This is a genomic window from Rhizobium sp. BK008 (assembly GCF_014197345.1).
GTDB lineage: Bacteria > Pseudomonadota > Alphaproteobacteria > Rhizobiales > Rhizobiaceae > Rhizobium > Rhizobium anhuiense.
In genome coordinates this window covers 189,731-210,754 of sequence record NZ_JACIFK010000009.1, presented here as the reverse complement: position 1 = coordinate 210,754, position 21,024 = coordinate 189,731, and the positions used below count along the sequence as shown (strand labels likewise).

The window sequence follows — 21,024 nt, the reverse complement described above, 5'->3', positions numbered from 1 at the left end:
TCTAATACCAGTATAGATCCAGGCGTATTCCACAGAAAAAACTGAATGTGCCGCGGACGGTATCGGGAGAAATCATGGCGACAGATGAACTGATCGAAGCGATTGGTAAGGAATTGCAGGTGTCAGCATCCGGTCTGCCGCTCTACAAGCGGCTGAAAGCGGCGATCGAAACCGCGATCCTTTCGAATACGCTTAAGGCCGGCGCCGTTCTGCCTGGAGAGCGTGTTCTGGCCGAGACGCTGTCGCTTTCCCGGGTGACAATACGCAAGGCGCTGGCGCTGCTCGAGGAAGAGGGTTTCCTCAATCGCCGCCACGGCTTCAAGACGGAAGTCGGATCGCGCGTCGAAAAATCCCTTTCCACGCTCACCAGCTTTTCGGAAGACATCCTCGCGCGGGGGCTCGTTCCAGGATGTATATGGCTTTCCAAGCAGATAAGCCGCCCGTCTCCGACCGAGATGATGGCGCTCGGCATTGCTGGCAATAGCAATATCCTGCGCATGAAGCGTATCCGCACCGCCGATGGCGTGCCCATTGCGGTCGAGACCTCAACGGTGCCGGTTCGCTTCATACCTTCGGCCAACATGGTCGGCGACTCTCTCTACGAGACGCTGGAAACGCGGGGCTTCCTGCCGCAGCGCGCCGTGCAGCGCATGCGTTCACGCGCGGCCTCGGTGGAGGATGCGCAGCATCTCCACTGCGATGCCGGAGCGCCGTTGCTGATGACGGAGCGCCGTTGTTTCCTCGGCGACGGCCAGATCGTCGAATACTGCGAGAGCCGCTATAAGGGCGACGTTTACGACTTCGTCTTCGAACTGAGGCGATAATACCAGTTATAAACTGGTTGTAATCTGGTATTTTCTAACTATCGTGATGCCGAAATGGAGTGTCACGATTGCAGCGCGACGACATCAAAAAGAGCCTTATCGTTTCCTGCCAGCCGGTTCCGGGCGGTCCTACGGACACGGCTGAATTCGTGACGGGGTTCGCCAAGGCCGCCGTCGATGCCGGCGCAAGAGCGTTGCGGATCGAATCCATCGCCTATGTGAAGGCCGTTCGTCCGGCCGTGAACGTGCCGATCATCGGCATCGTCAAACGCGATCTCGATGACAGTCCGGTGCGTATCACGCCGTTCGTTGCCGATGCCGAAGCGCTGCTCGATGCGGGCGCCGATATCGTCGCCTTCGACGCCACGGATCGCCTGCGTCCCGTCTCCGTCCAGAAGCTGGTGCAGGCGATTAAGACAAGGGGCAAGCTGACGATGGCCGACTGTTCGAGCCTCGAAGATGCGCGCAACGCCCTGGCGGCCGGCGTCGATTTCGTCGGCACCACGCTGTCCGGCTATGTCGGCGGGCCTGAGCCTGTCGATCCGGATATCGGCCTGATCACAGCCATGCACACGCTGACGCCTTATGTCATAGCCGAGGGTCGTATCCGCACGGTGGAGCAGGCTGCCGCCGCAGCCAAGGCCGGGGCTTTTGCCGTCGTCGTAGGCTCGGCGATCACGCGCACCGAGCACGTGACGTCGTGGTTTCGCGACGCCGTCGCTGCGGCCTATGATGCCGACGATACCCAAACGGCGCTTGCAATCGATATCGGCGGCACGAAGACGATGGTGGCTCTGGTCAGGGGCGGCGAAGTGCTGGCTGAAATTACGGTGCCGACGGTGCGGGATACGGGCCCCGATGCCTGGCTTGCCATGATCGCCGACTCTATCCGATCATGGACGGATCGCTATTCGCGTGTCGGCATCGCGGTGACGGGCTTCATTCAGGATGGATGCTGGTCGGCGCTCAATCCGGCGACGCTCGGCATTCCCGATCGCTATCCGCTGGTCGATAAGGCGACGGCGACCTTCGGTAAACCGGTTTTTGCCGTCAACGATGCGCAGGCGGCCGCCTGGGGAGAATACAGGTTTGGTGCCGGCGATGGCGGCGATCTGGTGTTCCTCACCATCTCGACCGGCATCGGCGGCGGCATCATTGTCAACGGGCGCCCACTTGCCGGGCTTGCCGGTCATTTCGGGCTGATCCGTGGTCCGTCCGCCGGGCAGTCGCCTTTGGAAGACCAGACGTCGGGCCGCTGGATAGCGGCCGAGGCTGCAAAGGCCGGGCATCAGGCGACCGCCGCCGAGGTTTTCGAGCATGCCAACAGCGGTGAGGCCTGGGCCGAGGCGATCATCTCGCAATCGGCATTCCGCGCAGCGACGCTCTGCTGCGATATCCAAATGATGCTCGATCCCAAGCATATCGTCATCGGTGGCGGCATCGGCCTTGCAGTGGCCTACCTCGACCGGATTCGTGATTGCCTTGCGGGTATCGACGCCCGGCTGACGCCCGTTCTCGTACCCGCCAGGCTCGGCAGCCGTGCCGGCATCGTCGGCGTGGCGAGCCTGGCAGTGCGACGTGACTGAATAATTCCAGAAAACATGGATTCAGACGTAACAATAAGAGAAAGGGAACTACGATGACATTGAACAGAACGTCCTTATCAGCCCTTGCCCTGCTTCTCGCAAGCGTTGCTTTGCCGGGCACCTCGAATGCGACAGTGACCGTTCTTGGCTGGCCGGGTGGTTCGGAAGAAACGGCGCTTCGTGCGACCGTCGAAGCCTACAACGCCACTGCGGGCATCAGCGACGCCGACAAGGTCGAACTCTTATTCTTCAACCGGGAGGGCTTCTACGACAAGCTGCAGGCCGACATGGCAGCGGGGTCGACTGCCTTTGACATCAACCTCGTTGCCACCTACTCGATCGGCCGTTATGCACCGTACATGGAGCCAGTCGACCTCGGTAGCGATGCCGCAAAGACGTTTGGCGAATCCGTGCTGAAGACCATGCAGTTCGACGGCAAGCAATATGGAGTGCCGACAGATCTGTCGCTGCACTTCATGTATTATCGCAAGGATCTGATCGATGCGCTGATGAAGGACGATGCGGCAAAGGCGAAATATGCTGAAATCTCCAAGCAGTATCTCGGCAAGGAATTGCAGCCGAAGGACCCGGATAACTGGACCTGGGACGACTGGGCGGCAACGGCTCTCTACTTCTCGAAGCAGGTGAATTCCGAAAGCCCCGTGCGTTATGGCACCGTATTGCAGATGAAGAACCTGCTCTTCAACATGATGGTGTTCCAGTCGCTGCCGCGCTCCTATGGCGCAGACTGGACCGACAAGGACGGCAATGTCACCGTTGATTCCGATGCCTACAAGACTGGCCTTGAACTCTACAAGAAGCTTTACGACGCCGGTGCTTCGCCTAAGGATTCGCTGAGCTATGAATATGCCGAGACCAATGCCGCCTACGGTGCCGGGCAGGCTGCCACGGCACTTCAGTGGAATGCCGCTGCGGCGGATCTCACCAATGCCGAGAAAACCCCCGCAGTTGCCGACGTCACCGGTATTGTGGCACCGCCGGCCGGGCCGAACGGACGCGCCGACCATATTCACGGTCTTGGTCTCGGCCTCAACAAGAACGCCAAGAACAAGGACGGCGCCGTCAAATTCCTGAAGTGGCTGGCGACCGAGGATGCGGCCCTGCTCTATGCACGAAGCGGCGGCTCTCCGGCTCTTGCGCCCGACGTGGTGGCGAAAGTCGCCAAGGAACGTCCTGATCTCGTCAAACTCGGCGAGTTTGCCAGCAGGTACGGCTACGTGATGAACGGTGCGACTTCGGCTAACGCACTCTCCGTCTACGAATTGCAGGCGAAAGAGTTCACCGGCTACTGGTCGGGCCAGCAGAGCCTTGATGACGCGCTGGCTCATGCGAAGGCTGGCATGCAGGACCTCCTGAAGAAGTGATATTCGCCGGACGCCCTGTCTTTTGCAGGGCATCCGGCCCCAGCCGGCGGATCGAAATGGCCATAGTAAGACGTGCCGAGGGAAGAGCCTATCTCACGCCGCTCGTGGGTTTCCTGCTGCTGTTCCTCGGATTTCCCGCAGTCATCAACATCATCTATTCCGTCTCGACGGTCGATTTCCAGACACTGCGAAGTCCGACGCTGAGCGGCTTCGGCAATTACCTGGCGGTGCTTGCCGATCGGGATTTCTGGCGCGCCATTTTCTTTTCGCTGCGCTTCGGCATCTTGACGGCGCTTATCGAATGCCTGCTCGGCCTGTTTCTTGCGATTTTTCTGGCGCCTCTTCTGTCAAAGCGCTCGGTCCTTATGGCGCCCCTCATGCTGCCGCTCATGGTGGCGCCGGCCATGATCGGACTGATGTATCGCCTGGTGCTGCACGAATTTGCCGGGCCGGTGCCCTATTATCTCTTCGAGTGGTTCGGCGACAGCCCGGCCTTCCTCGACGTCGCTCACGCATTCTGGACGCTGACCGTGGTCGAAACGCTGCAATGGACGCCGTTTGCCTTTCTGCTGTTTTACATGGCCTATGTCGCCGTGCCGCTCGACGTGCGCGAGGCGGCCGCCCTCGACGGCGCGTCGGCAATCAAGCTGCTTTGGTTTATCGAACTGCCGCTGATGCTGCCGACGCTCATGATCGCCTTCTTCATTCGCTTCATCGACGGCTTTCGTGTTTTCGACAACGTCTACGCGTTGACCGGCAGCGGTGCGGGCGGCTCGACCATGTCGCTGTCGATCTATATCTATCAGGCATTTTTCAAGGAGGGTGCGATCGGCAAGGCGGTGGCGGCTTCCGTTGTTCTCTTCCTTGCCTCGCTGCTCGTGCTCTATAGCCTCAACTGGCTGGCCGGCCGCAGGAGGACGTGAGCGATGATGAACACGCTCCGCTGGATTGTTTTTGCAGCCGCAGCTCTTGCGATGAATTTTCCGATCATCGTCACACTCGTTACGTCGTTCAAAAGCGCGCGCGAACTGTCGGTCAATCCTGGTTTGTGGATCAGCCAGCCGACTCTCGAAAACTACCTGCGGGTTTTAACGCAGACGGACCGTTTCAATATCTATTCCTACCTCTGGAACAGCACCGTCGCTTCGTTGATCGGCACGGGGCTTGCGATCATGCTCGCCTTTCCCGCGGCCTATGCGATCGCCAGGAGCGAAGCGGGCAAGCACACGCTGCTGCCGATCATCGTCAATCTGCGCGCCGTGCCGCTGATCATTTTCGCCATCCCGCTCTACATGATGTACCAATGGCTCGGTTTGCTCGATACCCAGCTCGGTCTCGGCCTGATCCTGACCATCGTCAACACACCGCTGGCGCTTGTCATTCTCGTCAATGCAATTTCCGACGTCCCGCTCGAACTGGACGAAGCGGCAAAGGTGGACGGCGCGAATTCGTTTCAGATCATGATCCGCATCATTCGGCCGGTCGTGCGTCCTGCACTGGTGACGACCTTCATCTTCGGCTTTATCACCGCCTGGAACGAGTTCCTCTTCGGTCTGATGCTGACGACAAACAAGGCGGTGCCGATGACCGTTGGCGCTTCCTTCTTTTTTGCGGCAAGCGGCGGCGGCGTACAATGGGGGACGGCATCGGCCGTGATGATCCTCGGCGCGCTGCCTCCAGCCTTTCTAGGCCTCCTCATGTATCGGCAGATTTCCGGCTCGATGATCTCGGGTGCTGTCAAGGGCTAGTATCCGTTCAAGGCATTCATCCTGCCTTGTCACAAGACATAATGGGCGGTGGCGATATTCTCATATCCCGCCGCGTCCTGTAGGGTGCGGTATTTGCAGGCCTATGAGAAAATTTCAGAGCGATCGATGAAGAAGACCTTCAATCCGGCCTCGGTGCGCCGGCCTTTCGGGAATTACAATCACGGCCTGCTCGTGCCGCCCGGCGCATCGCTGTTGGTCACTTCGGGCCAGTTAGGTATCGGTCTCGACGATACTGTTCCGGGCGACGTGACCGCGCAGGCGGAACTCTGCTTCGAGGCGATCAAGGCCATTCTCGAAGAGGCGGAGATGAGTTTTGCCGATGTCATCCGCATTTCGGGGTTCGTCACCCGGCGCGAAGACTTTCCGGCCTATATGGCCGTGCGGGATCGCTATACCCTCGATCCGAAGCCGGTTTCCACCTTGATCGTCGTCGGCGGCTTTACGCGGCCGGAATTCTTCGTGGAGGTCGAGGTGACGGCGGCGAAGATTTTTTAAAAGCGCTCCATCGCGTCTCCGACGCGGGTGAGGAATTTTGCCCGCGTCTCCGGCGTGCAATTGTTCATGTCGTAATGGGCGAGGAAGGTCACCGGCCTCACCGGATTGATCTGCGCCCTCAGCACTCTCTTGACGATCTTCTTCGGCGGGTTGCCGGCGGCGAAAGCGCGGAAGGGCGTTGCGCCGTAGGTCAGGACGGCGGCGAGTTTGCGGATGTGGCGCAGCCGCGATTCCACCTTGCCATTGACCAGTTCGAAGGAAACGCCCGGCAGCCATACGCGGTCGAAATATCCCTTCAGGATTGCCGGAAAGCCGAAATTCCAGATCGGGGTGCAGATCACCAGCCCCTCGGCCGCCTTCAGCCGCTCGACATGCGATTCCACCAGTTTCAGATTTTCCGGATAGTCGTGATAGACGAGCCGGTCGCGGCGTGAGAGCACCGGATCGAACTGCTCTTCGTAAAGGTCGCAGCCATCCACCGTATGCCCGGCCTTCTCAAGGCTCTCGACGGTCTGCCGGTAGAGCGCCTTGCCGTAACTTTCCTCGACCGGGTGAGAGTGGAGGACGAGAACCCTCATGAAGCCTCCATCAGGGCCGCGAGACCGGGGAAGAGATAGTTCTTGCCGGCGTTGAAATCGAAATCGGGATTTTCCCAGGCAATCATCTTGCCGGGATTGAGCAGGCCTTTCGGATCGGTTTCCTGCTTGAAGGCAAGCTGCACCGTGTCGGTGCGCTTCATGCCGCCTTCCTCAAGCGTATAGCGGTGCGGGTTGAAGATCGGGCATCCATTGTCCTGGTGGATCTTGATGATCTCTTCCAGCCGCTCCTCGGTGGTATAGCGCACTAGCGGCAGGCCGGAGCACTGGATCTGACCGTCGAATTTGATGAATTCGAGATGACCCGGCACTTCGTCGCCGAAGATCTCCACCATCTTCCGCACCTTGGCGACATGGTCCGGTCCCGGATATTGCACCTGCAGATAGGTAAAGTTCGGGTCAACCTTAAGGGCGCGCAATGTCGTGTGGTTCCAGGCCAGCTCATAGGCATGCGGAATGCCGCGCATGCTTTCCACCGTGTCGGAGCGGAACATGATCTCGCCCTTCTGCGCCGCGGTGAAGGCAAGAAAGGCATCCAGGGAGTGCGGCGCGATCATCAGCACGACGATCGACTGGCCCTGACGGATGTAGGGCTTGTGGCGGGTGAAATAGTCGTAAGGAATGGGAGCCGCGATCGGCGCGATCTCTTTGACGAGGATGCCGTTGCATTTGGCCAGCGCGTCGGAAAAGCGCACCGCGTCCATGAAGTCGTCATAGCCGACCAGCACATCGACCCAGTCATAGGCAGGCGCAAGCGGCATCTCGATCTCGGTGATGATGCCGTTCGTGCCGTAGGCGTGGCTGACTTTCTGGAGATCCCAGCCGGTGAGATCGAGCACACGTGGCTCGGCCTCCATGGTGACGACGCGCAGGCGCAGGATGTTGCCAAGGTCGCGCAAGCCGCCCCAGGTGATCGAGCCGACGCCGCCCGAACCGCCGGCGATGAAGCCGCCGACCGTCGCCGTCTGGGCAGTGGAGGGGTGGAAGCGCAACTCCTGGCCGGAATGGGCCTTGGTCTGCTTGTCGAGCTGGGCAAGCACGATGCCGGGTTCGCAGACGACGCGGCCGGGATGGATCTCCTTGATCTTGTCCATGGCGGCAAGATTCAGCACGATGCCGCCGGAAAGCGGCATGGCCTGGCCGTAATTGCCGGTGCCGGCGCCGCGCGGCGTGACCGGCACGTCGTGGGCATAGGCGATCTTCAGCGTCCGGATGACCTCGTCCTCGGTCTTCGGCGTGACGACGAGATCGGCGGAAACATTGTCGAGCTGCGCCTTCAGGATTGGCGAGTACCAATAGAAATCCCGGCTCTTCTGGCGCACGAGCGCCGGATTGTCTTCGACGGCGATGCCTTCGAGTTCCTTTTTGATCTTCTGATAATCGGCCATGTCAGGCTCCAACGACGCTATCGAGTTCACGGTAATCCGGCAGGCTGCGGTCGATCACCTTGCCGCGACGAAGCACGACGCGGTCAGACTGCGGACGGGAAAGGAATTCACTCCAACGCCGCGCGCTGAAGAGCACGAGATCGGCCGGATCGCCGGCGGCGATGCGGCCCTTGTCCGGCCGTCCGACGATGGCGGCGGGCGAGGTGGTGACGACACGCGCCGTGGTATCGAGCGGGTGGTCGAGATGCAGAATCCGCACGGCCTCGCGGAAGACCTCCACCGGATCGAGATCGCCATAGGCATAGAAGGGGTCGCGGGTATTGTCGGAGGCGACCGCGGTCGCGACACCGGCGGCGGCCAGCTCGTGGAACAGGGTGACGCCGCGCCAGCGCGGGGTGCGGCCGGCATAGCGGTCCTGCAGATACATGTTGCACATCGGCAGCGCGATGACCGCTATGCCTGCCTTGGCGACCAGCTCGACGGTGCGCGCTGCGGTGTCTTCTTCCTGGCGGGCGAGCGAGCAGCAATGGCCGGCGGTCACCTTGCCCTCGAACCCGTTGCGCAGCACGGCCTCGGCGATCGCCTTCAGCGTCTCGGCGCCGCGATCATCCGTCTCGTCGACATGCAGATCGACATCCAACCCATGCTCTGCGGCAGTCCTGAAGAGCGTGTCGAGCTGCCAGATGAGCTCCGGCCCCATGCGCGTGACGCCGCCAAGCAGGCCGCCTGTTTGCCGGACGACGGTGACGAGATCGGTAAAAAAGGAGCTGTCCGCCATGGCGTCCAGCGGGAAGAGGGCGACGGCCTGCAGCGCGATCCTCTCCTTCCAGGCATCGCGGATTTCGGCAAAGACCTCGAAGGAGATGCGGTGCTGGGGCGCCAGCGAATCCAGATGGGTGCGGATCAGGCTGGTGCCGTGGGCATAGGCGGAGCGCAGCGAGAATTCCATGCGCCGTTTCACGTCCGCGGCCGACCAGTTGGCTTCCCGGTCGGCCCTGACGGCATCGAGCGCGCCCATGAAACTGCCGTCGGGATTAGCCTGACGCGGCCAGATATGGCCCTTGTCGAGATGGGTGTGGATATCGGCAAAACAGGGCCAGACCATGCCGTCCTTGAGATCGATCCTGGCATAATCGGCGGGTGCGGCGCCAGCCGGCCGGATGGCGGCAATCGTACCGTCGCTGATGACGATATCGACCGTGGCGAGTCCTTCCGTAACCGGCACGTCGACAGGCTCGACGGTGACGGCGGGCACCGTCGCATTGCTCAGCACGAAGCGGGCCGCATTTGGCGGGGATATGAAGGAATAGGTCATCAGTTTTCCCGTTTGATGCTGCTTTCATGCCAGCGGTGGAGGCTCAGCCAGGCGATGAGGGTGGTAAGGCCGAAAATGGCGACCCCAAGCATGGAGAGCATCAAGAGCGCAGCGAAGAGCCGCGGTATGTTCATCCGGTACTGCGCTTCCAGCAGGCGGAAAGCGAGGCCGGAGCCGGCGCCGGCGGAGCCCGCGGCAAATTCGGCGACGACGGCGGCGATCAGCGCAAGGCCGCCGCCGATGCGAAGACCGGTCATGAAATAGGGCTGGGCGGCTGGGATCTTCAGATGGATCAGCGTCTGCCAGCGCGAGGCGCCGTAGAGTTCGAAGAGGTTGATGAGGTTATGGTCGACGCTCTTCAGGCCCTGCACCATGTTTGACAGGATGGGGAAGAATGCGACGAGGAAGGCGCAGATGAGCAGCGCCACCTGCGTGGAGGGAGCGTAGATCAGGATCAGTGGCGAGATCGCCACGATCGGCGTCACCTGCAGGATCACGGCGAGCGGATAGAAGGCGATCTCGATCCAGCGTGATTGCACGAGAAAGATCGCAAACCCCACGCCGCCGATCAGCGCCAGTATCAGCGAGATGAAGGTAATCTGGGTCGTGACCCAGAGGGCAGGCGCAAGCGTACCCCAATCATTGACGAAGGCTGCCGCCACGGCGCCGGGGCCGGGCAGGATGTAAGGCGGTACGCCCGAGAGCACCACGTAAAGCTCCCAGATGATGATGAGCACGGTGATGACCAGGAAAGGCACGGCGATGCGCAGTGCCAGGTCGCGCCGCCCGACGTTCGCCGGTTTGGCGACGGGCAGGGATGCGACTTCGGCAGTTTGGATGCTTTCGACACTCATCAGTGCTCCTCCGATCCGCCGATCGCCTCGATCAACGAACGCGATGCCGTCTCGCAGGCCTGCCGATATTGTTCCGAGGTTCGATAATGCGAATCCCGCTCGAGGCTGGTCATCAGCGGAAAATCGGCATGCACGCGGCCGGGTCTCGCCTTCATCACCACGATCCGGTTGGAGAGGTAAGCGGATTCGAAGACCGAATGCGTCACGAAGATCACAGTGATACCCGTCGTCTGCCACAGCCGCAGCACGTCGTCGTTGAGCTTCTGGCGGGTGATTTCGTCGAGCGCCGCAAAAGGCTCGTCCATCAGCAGCAGCTTCGGCTTCGTCACCAGCGCACGGGCGATCGATACGCGCATCTTCATGCCGCCGGAAAGTTCTCGTGGATAGGCATCGGCAAAATCTTGAAGACCGACGGTCGCCAGCGCTTCCACAATCCGGTCACGGGCTTCCGCCTTTGAAATCCCCCGCAATTTCAACGGCAGGTAGACGTTGCCGAAGACGGTCTTCCACGGCATTAGCGTCGGCTCCTGGAAGACGAAGCCGATATCGCCCTCGGGCAGGCCTTTCGAATTGATGCGTGAACTCGGCCAATCGATCTTGCCCGCGGTGATGTCGCCAAGGCCGGCGATGATGCGCAACGCCGTAGACTTGCCGCAGCCGGAAGGGCCGAGCAGGCTAACGAACTCGCCGCTTTCGACCGTCAGCGACATGCCTGAAAGTGCTGTCGTGCCGCTGGAAAACACCTTCGACACCGATTGCATGACAACCAGCGGCCGCTTTTTCGTTTCCTTCGAAGGCGCCGCCTTGGTTTCGGCTAGGGACATATTCTCGCTCATTTGTCGAAGGGATGCGGTCCGCCGCCAGGCAGGCGGCGGACCTGGCCTGGGAGGCTTATTTCTTCAGCGCCATTCCGGTGCCCTTGCACACGAACTTCGTCGTAAAGGCCTTGGTATAGTCGGTATCGGTCTTGAACACCTTGATGGCGGTCATCTCGTCGAAGAACTTCTTGTAATGGGCGTCGGTAATGCAGCCGATGCCCTTGTCGAGGCTGTCGCCGGATTCGATGATGCCGTATTCCTTCATCTTGGCGATCGAATAGGCGATCTGGCCGTCGGTTATTTCAGGATTGTCCTTCTTGATCAGTTCGTTCGCCTTGGTGTTGTCGCCGTAGAGGTAGTTGTACCAGCCTTCGATCGAGGCATCGACAAAGCGCTGCACCACATCGGGCTTGCCGTCGATCATCGCCTGCGTCGTCGTGATCATCGTCGAATAGGGCGAATAGCCGTTGTCGGCGAGCAGGAAGACCTTCGGCTCGAAGCCTGCCTGTTTCTGGATCTCGTAGGGTTCTGATGTCAGGTAGCCCTGCTGGGCGGAGTCCTTGTCTGCGAGGAAGGGGGCGGGGCTGAAGTTATAGGGCTTGTACTGCTCGTCCTTGAAGCCTTTGAAGTTGGCCTTCATCCATTCGAAATAGGTGAGGTAGCCGTCCTTGCTGAGGTACAGCGTCTTCAGCTTGGCGAGGTCCTCGAACTTGTCGACACCGTTATCCGGATGGGCGATCAGCACCTGCGGATCCTTTTGGAAGATCGCGGCGACATCGACCAGCGGAATGCCCTGCTCGACGGCGGAAATTTCTCCCTGCGGACCGCCCATGTAGAAATCGAGCTTGCCGGAGATCAGGAGCGCGCTGTTTGCCGCATTCGGGCCGCCCTGGACGATGGTGACGTCGAGGCCGTATTTCGCATAGGTGCCGTCGGCGACGGCCTGGTAGAAGCCGCCATGTTCAGCTTGGGCAAGCCAGTTCGTCCCATAGCTCACCTTGTCGAGGGCAAGCGCCGGCGAGGCGGCGGCAAGCATCGCGGCAAGGCCGAGGCAACTCAGGAATTGCGTCTTCGTCAGTGCTTTCAACATGGTCGGCAGTTCCCCTTTTTAACCGAAGGAAGCCTTGGTCGGCTCCCTTTTAAGGGAATTTGAGCCATTGCGTTGCGCTTTGAAAAGCATCAAAATTCGTGCGCATTGATGCCTTTTCGGCATCTGTCGGAAAGCTGAAGATAATTTGTGCGCCCTGCGTAAAATTTATGCACCGGAGAGATCATGCTGCACTCCAGACGCCTTCTTTACATCAACGAGATCGCCCGTTCCGGTTCGATCCGCAAGGCGGCCGCGCGCCTCAATGTTGCGTCATCGGCGGTCAACAGGCAGATTCTGGCGCTGGAGGAAGAGATCGGGGCGCCGCTTTTCGAGCGGCTGCCGCGCGGTTTGCGGCTGACGGCTGCCGGTGAACTCTGCATCGAACATATCCGGGACGTGCTGAAGAATTACGAGCGCCTGGAGGGGCGCATCCGCAGCCTCAAGATGCAGCAGGCTGGGAAGGTGCGCATGGTGACGACCGTCGGCCTTGCCGCCGGGCCGCTGCCCGAAATCATCGCGCGCTTTCTTTCAGAGCATCCACGCGTCTTCGTCCAGCTGCGCAACGATACCGGCGGCACGACGGCCAGCCCCGTTGTATCAGGCGAGGTGGATATCGGTCTCGGCTTCAATATCCCGGCCATGCCGGGGATCCGCACGCTCGGAAATTTCGATATCCCGATCGGTGTCGTGCTGCCGCCGGGCCATCACCTGATCGGTCCCGGGCCGATCAACCTTGCCGATGTCACGCAGGAAAAACTGGTTCTGGCGCAACCGGGCACCAGCCTGCGCGAGGTGATCAACCTTGCCTTTGCGCGGCTGCCCATCCCTGTCGAGCCGGTGCTGGAAACCAATGCATCGGAGATGCTGAAGCAACTCGTCAAATGCGGCACCGGGCTGACGCTGCTCAATCCGCTCGACGTCATCACCGAATGCCGGCGCGGCGAACTCGTCTTCCGTCCGATCGCCGAGCCGCATGCGCGTTACCAGCAGATGAAGCTGTTTGCGCGCGCCAGGGCGCCGCTCGACGCGGCCACCAGCCTTTTCGTCGAATATCTGCTCGCCGAACTGCTCGGCCTGGTGCAGGAATTGCAGGCCAAGGGCCATATCCCACCTGATACGAGATCCGCGGCCGAGCCTATTTCACATAGAGATTCGAAAGTGGATAGGCCTTGAGGTCTTCAAGCAATTCAACAAACCCCGTGACCTGATGGCGGCAGATCGCTTCGCCCTTTTCGGCGGTGGCGATCGAGGCATCGCCGACCACGCCGAGGGGGTTGAGGTCATGCGCGATCCAGGCCAGCGAATGCGGCGGCAGGGGCTGAAGATATTTGGATTGCTGCCGCATCCGTTCGGCCTTCGAGGCGAAATTCTCTGCCTTGTCCATACGCACCAAGTCGGGGCGGAAGTGCAGCATCAACGATGTCTCGACATCGCCGCCGTGAATGCCGTATCTGCTCTCGTGATCGCTGACCATGCCTTCCGGGTGGCCGAACCGGCCCCATTGCGTGGAGACCACCGCCATTTGATGGCGCACGCGCAGTTCACGCGCGACGATGCTCATGATGTCGACATTGCCGCCGTGGGAATTGACGATCACCATCTTCCGCAGCCCGGCTTCCGCAACCTTTGCGCCAATCGCCGTCCAGACGGGGATGAGCAGTTCGGCGCTGAGAGACAACGTGCCGGGGCCGTAAATATGTTCGTTGGCCTTGCCGATCTCCTGTGTCGGAAGGACCAGGATGTCCAGATTCTCCGGCCGCTGCCTCTTCAGCTCCGCCAGCATGCCGGTCGCGATGGCGACATCGGTTGCGATCGGCAGATGCGGGCCGTGTTGTTCCGTCGAAGCGATGGGCAGAACGGCAATCGTGGTCTCGGGGGAAAGGCCGGCAAAATCATATGTGTTGAGCTCGTTCCAGTAAAACGGCGTCGCCATGCGGTCGTCCCCTTTTCGTCACCTGTCTTGACAGGAAGTAGGGAATAACGATGAGCGCGAAAAGCATCATTTTGTGTGCATGGCGCTGCCTTTTCGAGTGCGCCAATACTCCACTGCAGTTGTCTCCGGTGTGATGCTACCGGGATCTGAACCGGAAGGCCTCGACGAAGGCGCTGAAGGCCGGCGAGGAATGGCGGCGGCTGGGATAGTAGAGATGATAGCCTTGGAAGGTCGGGCACCAATCGACAAGGACCTCCCGGAGCAAACCGGTTTCAACGTATCGTCGGATGAGGTCCTTCGGCAAATAGGCGAGGCCGACGCCGTCGAGGGCGGCATCGATCGCCGATCCGATATGGCTTAGGATCAGCTGGCCGTCGACGCGGACGCTGAACTCGCGTGCGTCCTTCTTGAATTCCCAGGCATAGAGCGCGCCGGAGGTTGGCAGCCGCAGGTTGACGCAATTGTGGAGGGTCAGGTCTTGCGGGCTTGCCGGCACGGAACGGCGGGCGAAATAATCGGGTGATCCGACCACGGCATAGGAGACATCGGAGCCGATGCGAACGGCCACCATGTCGCGTGCAACCGCCTCGCCCAGCCGAACGCCGGCGTCGAACTGACGCTCGACGATGTTCGTGAATCCGTTGTCGACAATGAGTTCCACGATGATATCAGGATAATCTCGCAAGAAGGCTGACAGTCTTGGACGAAAAACCAACGCGATGGCGTCGTCGGGACATACGATGCGGACATGGCCCGAGGGCTTGTCGCGCAGGGCGCTGATTGCGCTGATCTCGGCGGCAATGCTTTCGAAATGGGGTTCGATGCTCTCCACCAGGCGCTCCCCGGCCGCCGTCGGCGCGACATCCCGTGTCGTACGGGAGAGGAGGCGGACGCCGAGCCGTTCTTCCAGTGCCCGGATCGTATGGCTGAGGGCCGAGCGGGTGACACCCAGCTTGGCGGCCGCGCGCGTGAAGCTCCGCTCTCTGGCCACTTCGAGAAACGCCCGCATCTCGGTGAATTCGTCGCGCCGCATTGGTGAATCTCCCTCATCACAACATGCAGATTATAGCCGCTAGTCTGTCAAAACCAATCCGGCTATCTCTTTCCGCAATGGACAGGAGAACGCGGAATGACCATCGAACTGACATTGGACGAGACTGTTCCGGCCGACAGCACCGTTACTCCATGGGCTGCGGTCACCTGCCTCTCGCTTCTGACCTTTCTCCTGGTGGGGCTGGAGTTCATGCCGGTGAGCCTTCTGACGCCGATCGCCCAGGATCTGGCCATTTCGGAAGGTCAGGCCGGACAAGCGATCGCTGTCTCTGGCCTTTTTGCGGTGATCACCAGTCTTTTCGGCAACGCGTTTTTGGCAAGGCTCGACCGGAAAACGGTCGTCCTGCTTTATACGGCGGTGCTGGTCGCTTCCAGTCTGGCCGTGGCTCTTGCTCCGAACTTCCTCGTCTTTCTGGTCGGGCGGGCGCTGGTCGGCATTTCGATCGGCGGCTTCTGGTCGCTGTCGACAGCCATCCTGGCACGCCTGGCTTCTGGAGCCGACCTGCCCAAGGCTATCGCCTTGCTCCAGGGCGGCACCGCATTTGCGGTCGTCATCGCTGCGCCCCTCGGTAGTTTCCTCGGCGGGCTGATCGGATGGCGTGGCACCTTCTTCATCACGGTTCCGATAGGTCTGGCTGCGCTCGTATGGCAATTGGCCGTCCTGCCGAAGATGCCGGCAACGGCAGCGGTCTCGGTTGCCAGAATCTTCGGACTGCTGCGCAATCGCAGATTCGCGATCGGAATGGCGGCGACCAGCCTCGCTTTCATCGGCCAGAACGCACTGTCGATCTATCTGCGCCCATTCCTCGAAAGCGTCACGGGCGTTGAATTGAACGGACTGTCGATGATGCTTCTCGGGCTCGGCATTGGCGGCCTGGCGGGAACATCCATTGTCGGCTTCGTCCTCCGGCGGCATCTTGCCGCCCTGCTGATCGGATTGCCGAGCGGGCTCGCGATGCTTGCCCTTCTGCTGATTGCCCTCGGTCCCTTCACGGCCGTCACAGCAGCCCTGCTGGTGCTGTGGGGGGTCTTCACCACCCCTATTCCGGTGGCCTGGAATACCTGGATGACACGCATCATTCCCGGCGAACTTGAAGCCGGCGGTGGGCTGCAGGTGGCATTGATCCAATTCGCCATCGCCGGTGGCGCCTTTGCGGGCGGGGTGCTGTTCGACACTGCCGGCTGGTGGAGCGCCTTCCTGCTCGCCGCCGTCCTGCTCGCGGGATCAGCCCTGCTCGCCGCTCTGGCGAGCCCTCGCACTTAACCTTCCGAATTCGACAAAGGAGATCGGCATGTCTCAGGGCATTGAAAACAAAGTCGTCGTCATCACAGGCGCAAGCAGCGGGCTTGGCGAGGCCACGGCACGCCATCTGGCCGAGCGCGGCGCTCTCGTCGTCCTCGGCGCGCGCCGAAGCGGGCGCATCGATGCGCTGGCGAGCGAGTTGACCGCTAGAGGCTATAAGGCCAAGGCCGTTTCCACCGACGTCACCGACCGGAACCAGGTCAAGAAACTGGTGGACACTGCGGTGGAGGAGTTCGGCCGCATCGACGTGATGCTGAACAATGCCGGTCTGATGCCGCTTGCACCACTCGAACGGCTCAAGATCGATGAGTGGGACCGTATGATCGACGTCAACATCAAGGGTGTACTTTATGGCATCGCCGCAGCGCTTCCGCACATGAAGGCCCGGAAATCCGGGCACATCATCAATGTCTCGTCCGTCTACGGTCATGTGGTCGACCCCGGTGCCACCGTCTATTGCGCCACCAAATTTGCCGTGCGCGCCCTGTCCGAAGGCCTGCGGAAGGAAGTAAAGCCCTACAATATCCGCACGACGATCATTTCTCCCGGCGCAGTCAGTACCGAACTGCTCGAGCATATCAGCGAGAAGGATATCCAGGCCGGCACGAGGGAATTCGTCAGCAAGATCGCGGTCGGTGCAGATACCTTCGCCCGCACCGTCGCGTTCGCGGTGAACGAACCCGACGACGTCGATATCAATGAGATCCTGTTTCGGCCGACTGCTCAGCCGGTCTGACGGAGTGCAGTCATGTCGACATCCTCATATCTGACGCGCCGTGCGCTCCTCGGCGCAACCTTCGCAACCGCAACCCTGCCGTATGCGGCCAAGGGACAGGAAGGCCGGGATCCAGCGAGCCAAGTACCGACCGATGTCAGAATCCGGATAATCTTCAACGGCATGACCATGACGGCGACGCTCTACGACAATCCGTCGGCGCTCGAACTCGCTTCGATGCTTCCCCTGGATCTCAAGATCGAAGACTACGGCAAAAACGAAAAGATCGTCTATCTCCCGCGCAAACTCACTGAGGAAGCCAGCGGCCCCTTCGATAACGAGCAGCCGGGTGATCTCTGCTACTTCAAGCCATGGGGTAACCTTGCGCTGTTTTATGCCGATTACAGCTGGGACGGGTTGATCCGGCTCGGTCGATTTGATAGCGGCTTCGACCCGCTGCTGGTACGCGGCGAATTCCCGGTCCGCATCGTACGGATATGACGAGGGTGTTCACGGCTGAGGACTTCGTTTCAGTTCCTTCCGCCGGCAGGCCACGTGTTCAGCCAGTTGCGCTTCTTCACAGGCACCGGTCGCGGCACGCCCGGTCGTGCTGACCCAGAACTGGTCCGACACTGGGATGCCGGGCACGCCCACAGATCCGTCGACACATTCAGGCGTGAGGTGTCGCGTGATGCCTGGCATCTATCCTGAAACGCTTCTTGATCCTATCGACGGGCGTCCCGTCTTGAAGCGGAACCTGGACCAGCCGGTCATAGGTCTCGAAGCCCATCTTGGCATAATAGGCAAGACCGCTGACATTGTCGGCCCGAATGGTGGCATTGATGAAGTCGAGCCCGAGTTCCTCCGCTGCGGCCCGGGTTGCGGGAAAGAGCGCGCTGCCGACGCCTGGAGTCTTTGGGTTCATGCGGGCGAAGGTCCCGATGTCGGCAAAGCCTTTCGGCGGATCGCCGTATAGGCTGAGCGACTGAAAGCCGATAAGCGACCGATCATGCTCCGCGACATGGCAGAGGAGAGGAAACTCGCCGTCGATGAACCAGTCCACGAACTCGGCAGCCGAAAGCGGTGTCTCGAGTGCTGTTGTTCCCCCAGCCCGGATGATCTCGTTGAGGAGCTCGCTCAGTTCCGCTGCGTCGGCAGAAACTGCCTTTCGAATATGCATGTTCTTGGCGACCTCCAGACTGACGGCGTATTGGCGAAGTTGGAGATTACAAATCGCCATTTCGTCCGCAAAGGCAATTGTGGTTCGACGGTTCCTCCGGCCTCTTATGTTCAGGCGTTCAAACGCTGTTGCGTCTGTCGGTCGAAGAAGTGAACCTTTGATGTTTCGAAGGAAAGCTTCACCTGCTGTTCGGGCGCCAGTTCGACACGTTCGCGAACGACCCATGTCAGCTCCCTGCCGTCGAGGTCCACGGCGACATGAGTTTCCGACCCGGTGGGTTCGACCACCTTGACCACCGCGTCCACGCCGTTCTCGCCACCGAAGCTGATATCTTCAGGACGAATACCCAGCGTCATCGGTCTGTTTGCCGAATTAACGGGAGCCCGCGAGAGCGGCACGCGGGAACCGCCCGGCAGCGACAATACCGGGTTGCCGGCATCTTCGATGGTCCCCTCGAGAAAATTCATCGCCGGGGAACCGAGGAAACCGGCGACGAAGATGTTGCGCGGTCTGTCGTAGAGTTCGAGCGGACTGCCGATCTGTTCGACGCGGCCGCCGTGCAGCACGACGATCTTGTCGGCCATGGTCATGGCCTCGATCTGGTCGTGGGTGACGTAAACGATGGTAGTCTTCAGGCGCTGGTGCAGGGCCTTGATCTCCGCCCGCATCTTCACCCGCAGTTTCGCGTCCAGATTGGAGAGCGGCTCGTCGAAGAGAAAGACTTTCGGATCGCGGACGATGGCGCGGCCCATGGCGACGCGCTGGCGCTGCCCGCCGGAAAGCTGGGCGGGCTTGCGGTCGAGAAGCGGCTGCAAGCCGAGAATGGCCGCAGCCTCGCCGACCTTCTTGTCGATCTCAGGCCGCTTGGCTCCGGCGAGCTCAAGGGCAAACCCCATGTTCTGGGAGACCGTCATCTGCGGGTACAATGCGTAGTTCTGGAAGACCATCGCGATATCGCGATCCTTCGGCTGCAGATTGTTCACCACCCGGCCGTCAATGCTGATCTGGCCGGCGGTGATGTCCTCGAGCCCGGCGATCATGCGCAGCAATGTCGACTTGCCGCAGCCGGAAGGGCCGACGAGAATGGTGAATTCACCATCGGCGATCTCGACGTCGACGCCGTGAATGATATCGACCGTGCCGAAGGATTTCTTGACGTTTCTGATGCTTAAACCTGACATCCCGAACCCTCTCGATTAGCGCTTCCTGCGCACACGCAAAGCCTGGTACGGCTTGCGCGGGATTTTCACGCCGAAGGCCGCGTCCGGCTTGCCGCCGCGCACGACCGAGCCATGGCGCGTCGGATGCGGAACGGGAGCCTCGACTTTCTCGGCCGGCGTGATCGTCATCTCCCAGGTGTCGATGATATCGACATCGTAGTCGTCACCGTCGACCGGCAGGCCGGTGGACCAGATCACCGGCTGATGCTCGCCGAAATAGATCAGGCGGAAATCGCCGTCGCCGTCACGCGCGCCGGAGACGCGCGACCACGGCCATTCGCCGATGATGCCGAGCGGTTCGAGACCGTGCTTGACGTCGGCCTCCAGGAGGTCCCGGAGGAAGCCGATGCGCTTCCACGCTTCGCCGCGCAATTCGCCACCCTTGGCCCACCAGATCAGATCCTCGGGGTGAGAATAGGTTTCGCCATGACCGGCATAGCCGCCGCGCGCCATGGTGATCCAGAAACGATGCACCAGCTCCCTCGGATGGAGATTGCCCCATGACTGCAAGATGTCGCCCTCATACTCGGGCTCGTCGTTGACGACGGGCTTGCCATAGGCATCGCGCCATTCCTGGGTCCGCTTGACGTCGGGGTTCTGGATGCAGGTGTGCGTCACCCACGGCTTGCGGTGATCGAAATTGGCGGTCACGTCGCCATTATGGATGGACCGCAGATGCTGGTAGGGGTCGTTTTCCTCCAGAATGTGGAAGTAGCGGTCCCACTGCTCCATCGGTTTCGTGTCGATCAGGAAATCATATTCATTGGCGAGCGACCACCAGACGTTCCGGTAGGCGGCAAGACGGGCGGCCAGATATTCGACATAGCGGAAATCCTGCGCGGCCGACATGTCGGCATAACCCCAGCGGTCATAGGGGTGGAAGATGATGATATCGGCCTCGATGCCGAGGTCGCAGAGTGCGGCGACCTGCTTTTCGAAGTGCTGGAAGGCCGCGGGGTTGGGCCGGTCGAAGTCTTCCTTGCCGTCGGAGCCGCGTTCGAAGCAGGCATGCAACGGCTCGTTGACGTTATAGGGATAATCCTTCGGAAACACGCCCATGCGCATCTTGTTGAAGCGCGCCGTCTTCAGCGTCTCCAGCGTCTGCTTCTGCATGTCGAACGGTTGATGCGTCCAGGCGTAGCAGGTCGTTCCGAAGGAGAGGAACGGCGTGCCGTCGGCATAGGCGAAATGGAATTTGTTGCGCACGCGCACCGGGCCGTGATTGCCGGCCGAAGGTGCGGTCGCGGCCAAAACACCGGTCTTGCCGTCGAGGGCCGCGGTCTTGGAGCGCGTCTGGAACGACCACTCGCCTTCGCTATCGGGCATGAAGCGAATGCGGTAGGTGCCGTTACCATCATAGAAGCCTGGCACGCGGACTTCGCGGCTCTTCTGGGTGAAGACGGCATCGAATGCTACGTCGAGATAGGGATTGCCGCCGGCAGGCCCTTCGAAGGAGGCCTCGAACACACCCCATTTTTCGACTGTTGCATCGGACATTCT

The 21,024-nt window shown here is 60.7% G+C and carries 21 protein-coding genes; 10 read left to right on the top strand and 11 right to left on the bottom strand.

The features are described from left to right. The first annotated feature begins 74 nt into the window (after positions 1–74). The 6 genes from FHT69_RS28770 to FHT69_RS28745 all read left to right on the top strand — a co-directional run bounded on the left by FHT69_RS28770 (position 75) and on the right by FHT69_RS28745 (position 6,059). A complete protein-coding gene (locus FHT69_RS28770) occupies positions 75–824 on the top strand; it encodes a GntR family transcriptional regulator (protein WP_028756722.1) in 750 nt (249 codons plus the stop codon). A 68-nt stretch (positions 825–892) separates the two neighbouring features. Next, complete coding sequence (locus FHT69_RS28765) at positions 893–2,410, top strand: putative N-acetylmannosamine-6-phosphate 2-epimerase (protein WP_132574841.1); 1,518 nt, start codon at positions 893–895, stop codon at positions 2,408–2,410. 53 nt (positions 2,411–2,463) lie between these two features. Beyond that, positions 2,464–3,795 carry an extracellular solute-binding protein gene (locus FHT69_RS28760; RefSeq protein WP_047616729.1) on the top strand — a complete coding sequence of 444 codons (1,332 nt, stop codon included), beginning with the start codon at positions 2,464–2,466 and terminating at the stop codon, positions 3,793–3,795. 56 nt (positions 3,796–3,851) lie between these two features. Beyond that, positions 3,852–4,718, top strand: a complete 867-nt coding sequence (locus FHT69_RS28755; protein ID WP_028756725.1) for a carbohydrate ABC transporter permease — start codon at positions 3,852–3,854, stop codon at positions 4,716–4,718. 3 nt (positions 4,719–4,721) lie between these two features. After that, entirely contained in the window at positions 4,722–5,543 is an 822-nt protein-coding gene (locus tag FHT69_RS28750) for a carbohydrate ABC transporter permease (RefSeq protein ID WP_028756726.1), read from the top strand. A 126-nt stretch (positions 5,544–5,669) separates the two neighbouring features. Further along, positions 5,670–6,059 carry a RidA family protein gene (locus FHT69_RS28745; protein ID WP_183906289.1) on the top strand — a complete coding sequence of 130 codons (390 nt, stop codon included), beginning with the start codon at positions 5,670–5,672 and terminating at the stop codon, positions 6,057–6,059. On the opposite strand, the gene FHT69_RS28740 is transcribed toward FHT69_RS28745, so the two are convergent. The 6 genes from FHT69_RS28740 to FHT69_RS28715 form a co-directional block, all read right to left on the bottom strand. Beyond that, on the bottom strand, positions 6,056–6,637 hold the full coding sequence (locus tag FHT69_RS28740) for an NAD(P)H-dependent oxidoreductase (RefSeq protein WP_028756728.1): 582 nt from the start codon (positions 6,635–6,637) through the stop codon (positions 6,056–6,058). The two genes, FHT69_RS28745 and FHT69_RS28740, sit on opposite strands and share 4 nt — an antisense overlap. Continuing rightward, positions 6,634–8,043, bottom strand: coding sequence for an FAD-binding oxidoreductase (locus FHT69_RS28735; protein WP_047616731.1), 1,410 nt, complete (start codon positions 8,041–8,043; stop codon positions 6,634–6,636). The genes FHT69_RS28740 and FHT69_RS28735 overlap by 4 nt, the downstream gene beginning before the upstream one ends. 1 nt (position 8,044) lies before the next feature. After that, the gene (locus FHT69_RS28730) at positions 8,045–9,358 is read right to left on the bottom strand and encodes a cytosine deaminase (RefSeq protein WP_047616732.1); all 1,314 of its coding nucleotides are present in this window, start codon (positions 9,356–9,358) and stop codon (positions 8,045–8,047) included. Further along, positions 9,358–10,212, bottom strand: a complete 855-nt coding sequence (locus FHT69_RS28725) for an ABC transporter permease (protein ID WP_047616733.1) — start codon at positions 10,210–10,212, stop codon at positions 9,358–9,360. The genes FHT69_RS28730 and FHT69_RS28725 overlap by 1 nt, the downstream gene beginning before the upstream one ends. After that, a complete protein-coding gene (locus FHT69_RS28720; RefSeq protein WP_097543421.1) occupies positions 10,212–11,036 on the bottom strand; it encodes an ABC transporter ATP-binding protein in 825 nt (274 codons plus the stop codon). Before FHT69_RS28720 ends, FHT69_RS28725 begins: the two co-directional genes overlap by 1 nt. Positions 11,037–11,103: 67 nt before the next feature. Further along, positions 11,104–12,120 (bottom strand): ABC transporter substrate-binding protein, encoded by a 1,017-nt coding sequence (locus FHT69_RS28715; protein WP_097543328.1) that lies wholly within the window; start codon positions 12,118–12,120, stop codon positions 11,104–11,106. A gap of 183 nt (positions 12,121–12,303) precedes the next feature. Here FHT69_RS28715 and FHT69_RS28710 point away from each other — a divergent pair, with 183 nt between their 5' ends. Next, the gene (locus FHT69_RS28710) at positions 12,304–13,293 is read left to right on the top strand and encodes a LysR family transcriptional regulator (RefSeq protein WP_028756733.1); all 990 of its coding nucleotides are present in this window, start codon (positions 12,304–12,306) and stop codon (positions 13,291–13,293) included. On the opposite strand, the gene FHT69_RS28705 is transcribed toward FHT69_RS28710, so the two are convergent. Both FHT69_RS28705 and FHT69_RS28700 read right to left on the bottom strand, forming a co-directional pair. Beyond that, positions 13,256–14,053, bottom strand: coding sequence for a creatininase family protein (locus FHT69_RS28705; RefSeq protein ID WP_097543329.1), 798 nt, complete (start codon positions 14,051–14,053; stop codon positions 13,256–13,258). The two genes, FHT69_RS28710 and FHT69_RS28705, sit on opposite strands and share 38 nt — an antisense overlap. A 136-nt stretch (positions 14,054–14,189) precedes the next feature. Continuing rightward, complete coding sequence (locus tag FHT69_RS28700; protein ID WP_097543330.1) at positions 14,190–15,086, bottom strand: LysR family transcriptional regulator; 897 nt, start codon at positions 15,084–15,086, stop codon at positions 14,190–14,192. 96 nt (positions 15,087–15,182) lie between these two features. Here FHT69_RS28700 and FHT69_RS28695 point away from each other — a divergent pair, with 96 nt between their 5' ends. From FHT69_RS28695 to FHT69_RS28685, 3 genes are read left to right on the top strand one after another with little or no spacing between them, the layout of a single operon-like run. Then, positions 15,183–16,370: an MFS transporter gene (locus FHT69_RS28695; protein ID WP_183845269.1), complete on the top strand. Its 1,188-nt coding sequence runs from the start codon at positions 15,183–15,185 to the stop codon at positions 16,368–16,370. 28 nt (positions 16,371–16,398) lie between these two features. Beyond that, positions 16,399–17,145 carry an SDR family oxidoreductase gene (locus FHT69_RS28690; RefSeq protein ID WP_028756737.1) on the top strand — a complete coding sequence of 249 codons (747 nt, stop codon included), beginning with the start codon at positions 16,399–16,401 and terminating at the stop codon, positions 17,143–17,145. 12 nt (positions 17,146–17,157) lie between these two features. Continuing rightward, positions 17,158–17,625, top strand: a complete 468-nt coding sequence (locus FHT69_RS28685) for a cyclophilin-like fold protein (RefSeq protein ID WP_047616746.1) — start codon at positions 17,158–17,160, stop codon at positions 17,623–17,625. A gap of 169 nt (positions 17,626–17,794) precedes the next feature. Here FHT69_RS28685 and FHT69_RS28680 read toward each other — a convergent pair whose 3' ends face one another. The 3 genes from FHT69_RS28680 to FHT69_RS28670 all read right to left on the bottom strand — a co-directional run bounded on the left by FHT69_RS28680 (position 17,795) and on the right by FHT69_RS28670 (position 21,021). Continuing rightward, complete coding sequence (locus FHT69_RS28680) at positions 17,795–18,304, bottom strand: GNAT family N-acetyltransferase (RefSeq protein ID WP_183906288.1); 510 nt, start codon at positions 18,302–18,304, stop codon at positions 17,795–17,797. Positions 18,305–18,414: 110 nt separating this feature from the next. After that, a complete protein-coding gene (locus FHT69_RS28675) occupies positions 18,415–19,485 on the bottom strand; it encodes an ABC transporter ATP-binding protein (RefSeq protein WP_028756740.1) in 1,071 nt (356 codons plus the stop codon). Positions 19,486–19,500: 15 nt separating this feature from the next. Next, entirely contained in the window at positions 19,501–21,021 is a 1,521-nt protein-coding gene (locus tag FHT69_RS28670) for a DUF5060 domain-containing protein (RefSeq protein ID WP_063474068.1), read from the bottom strand. Positions 21,022–21,024 lie beyond the last annotated feature (3 nt).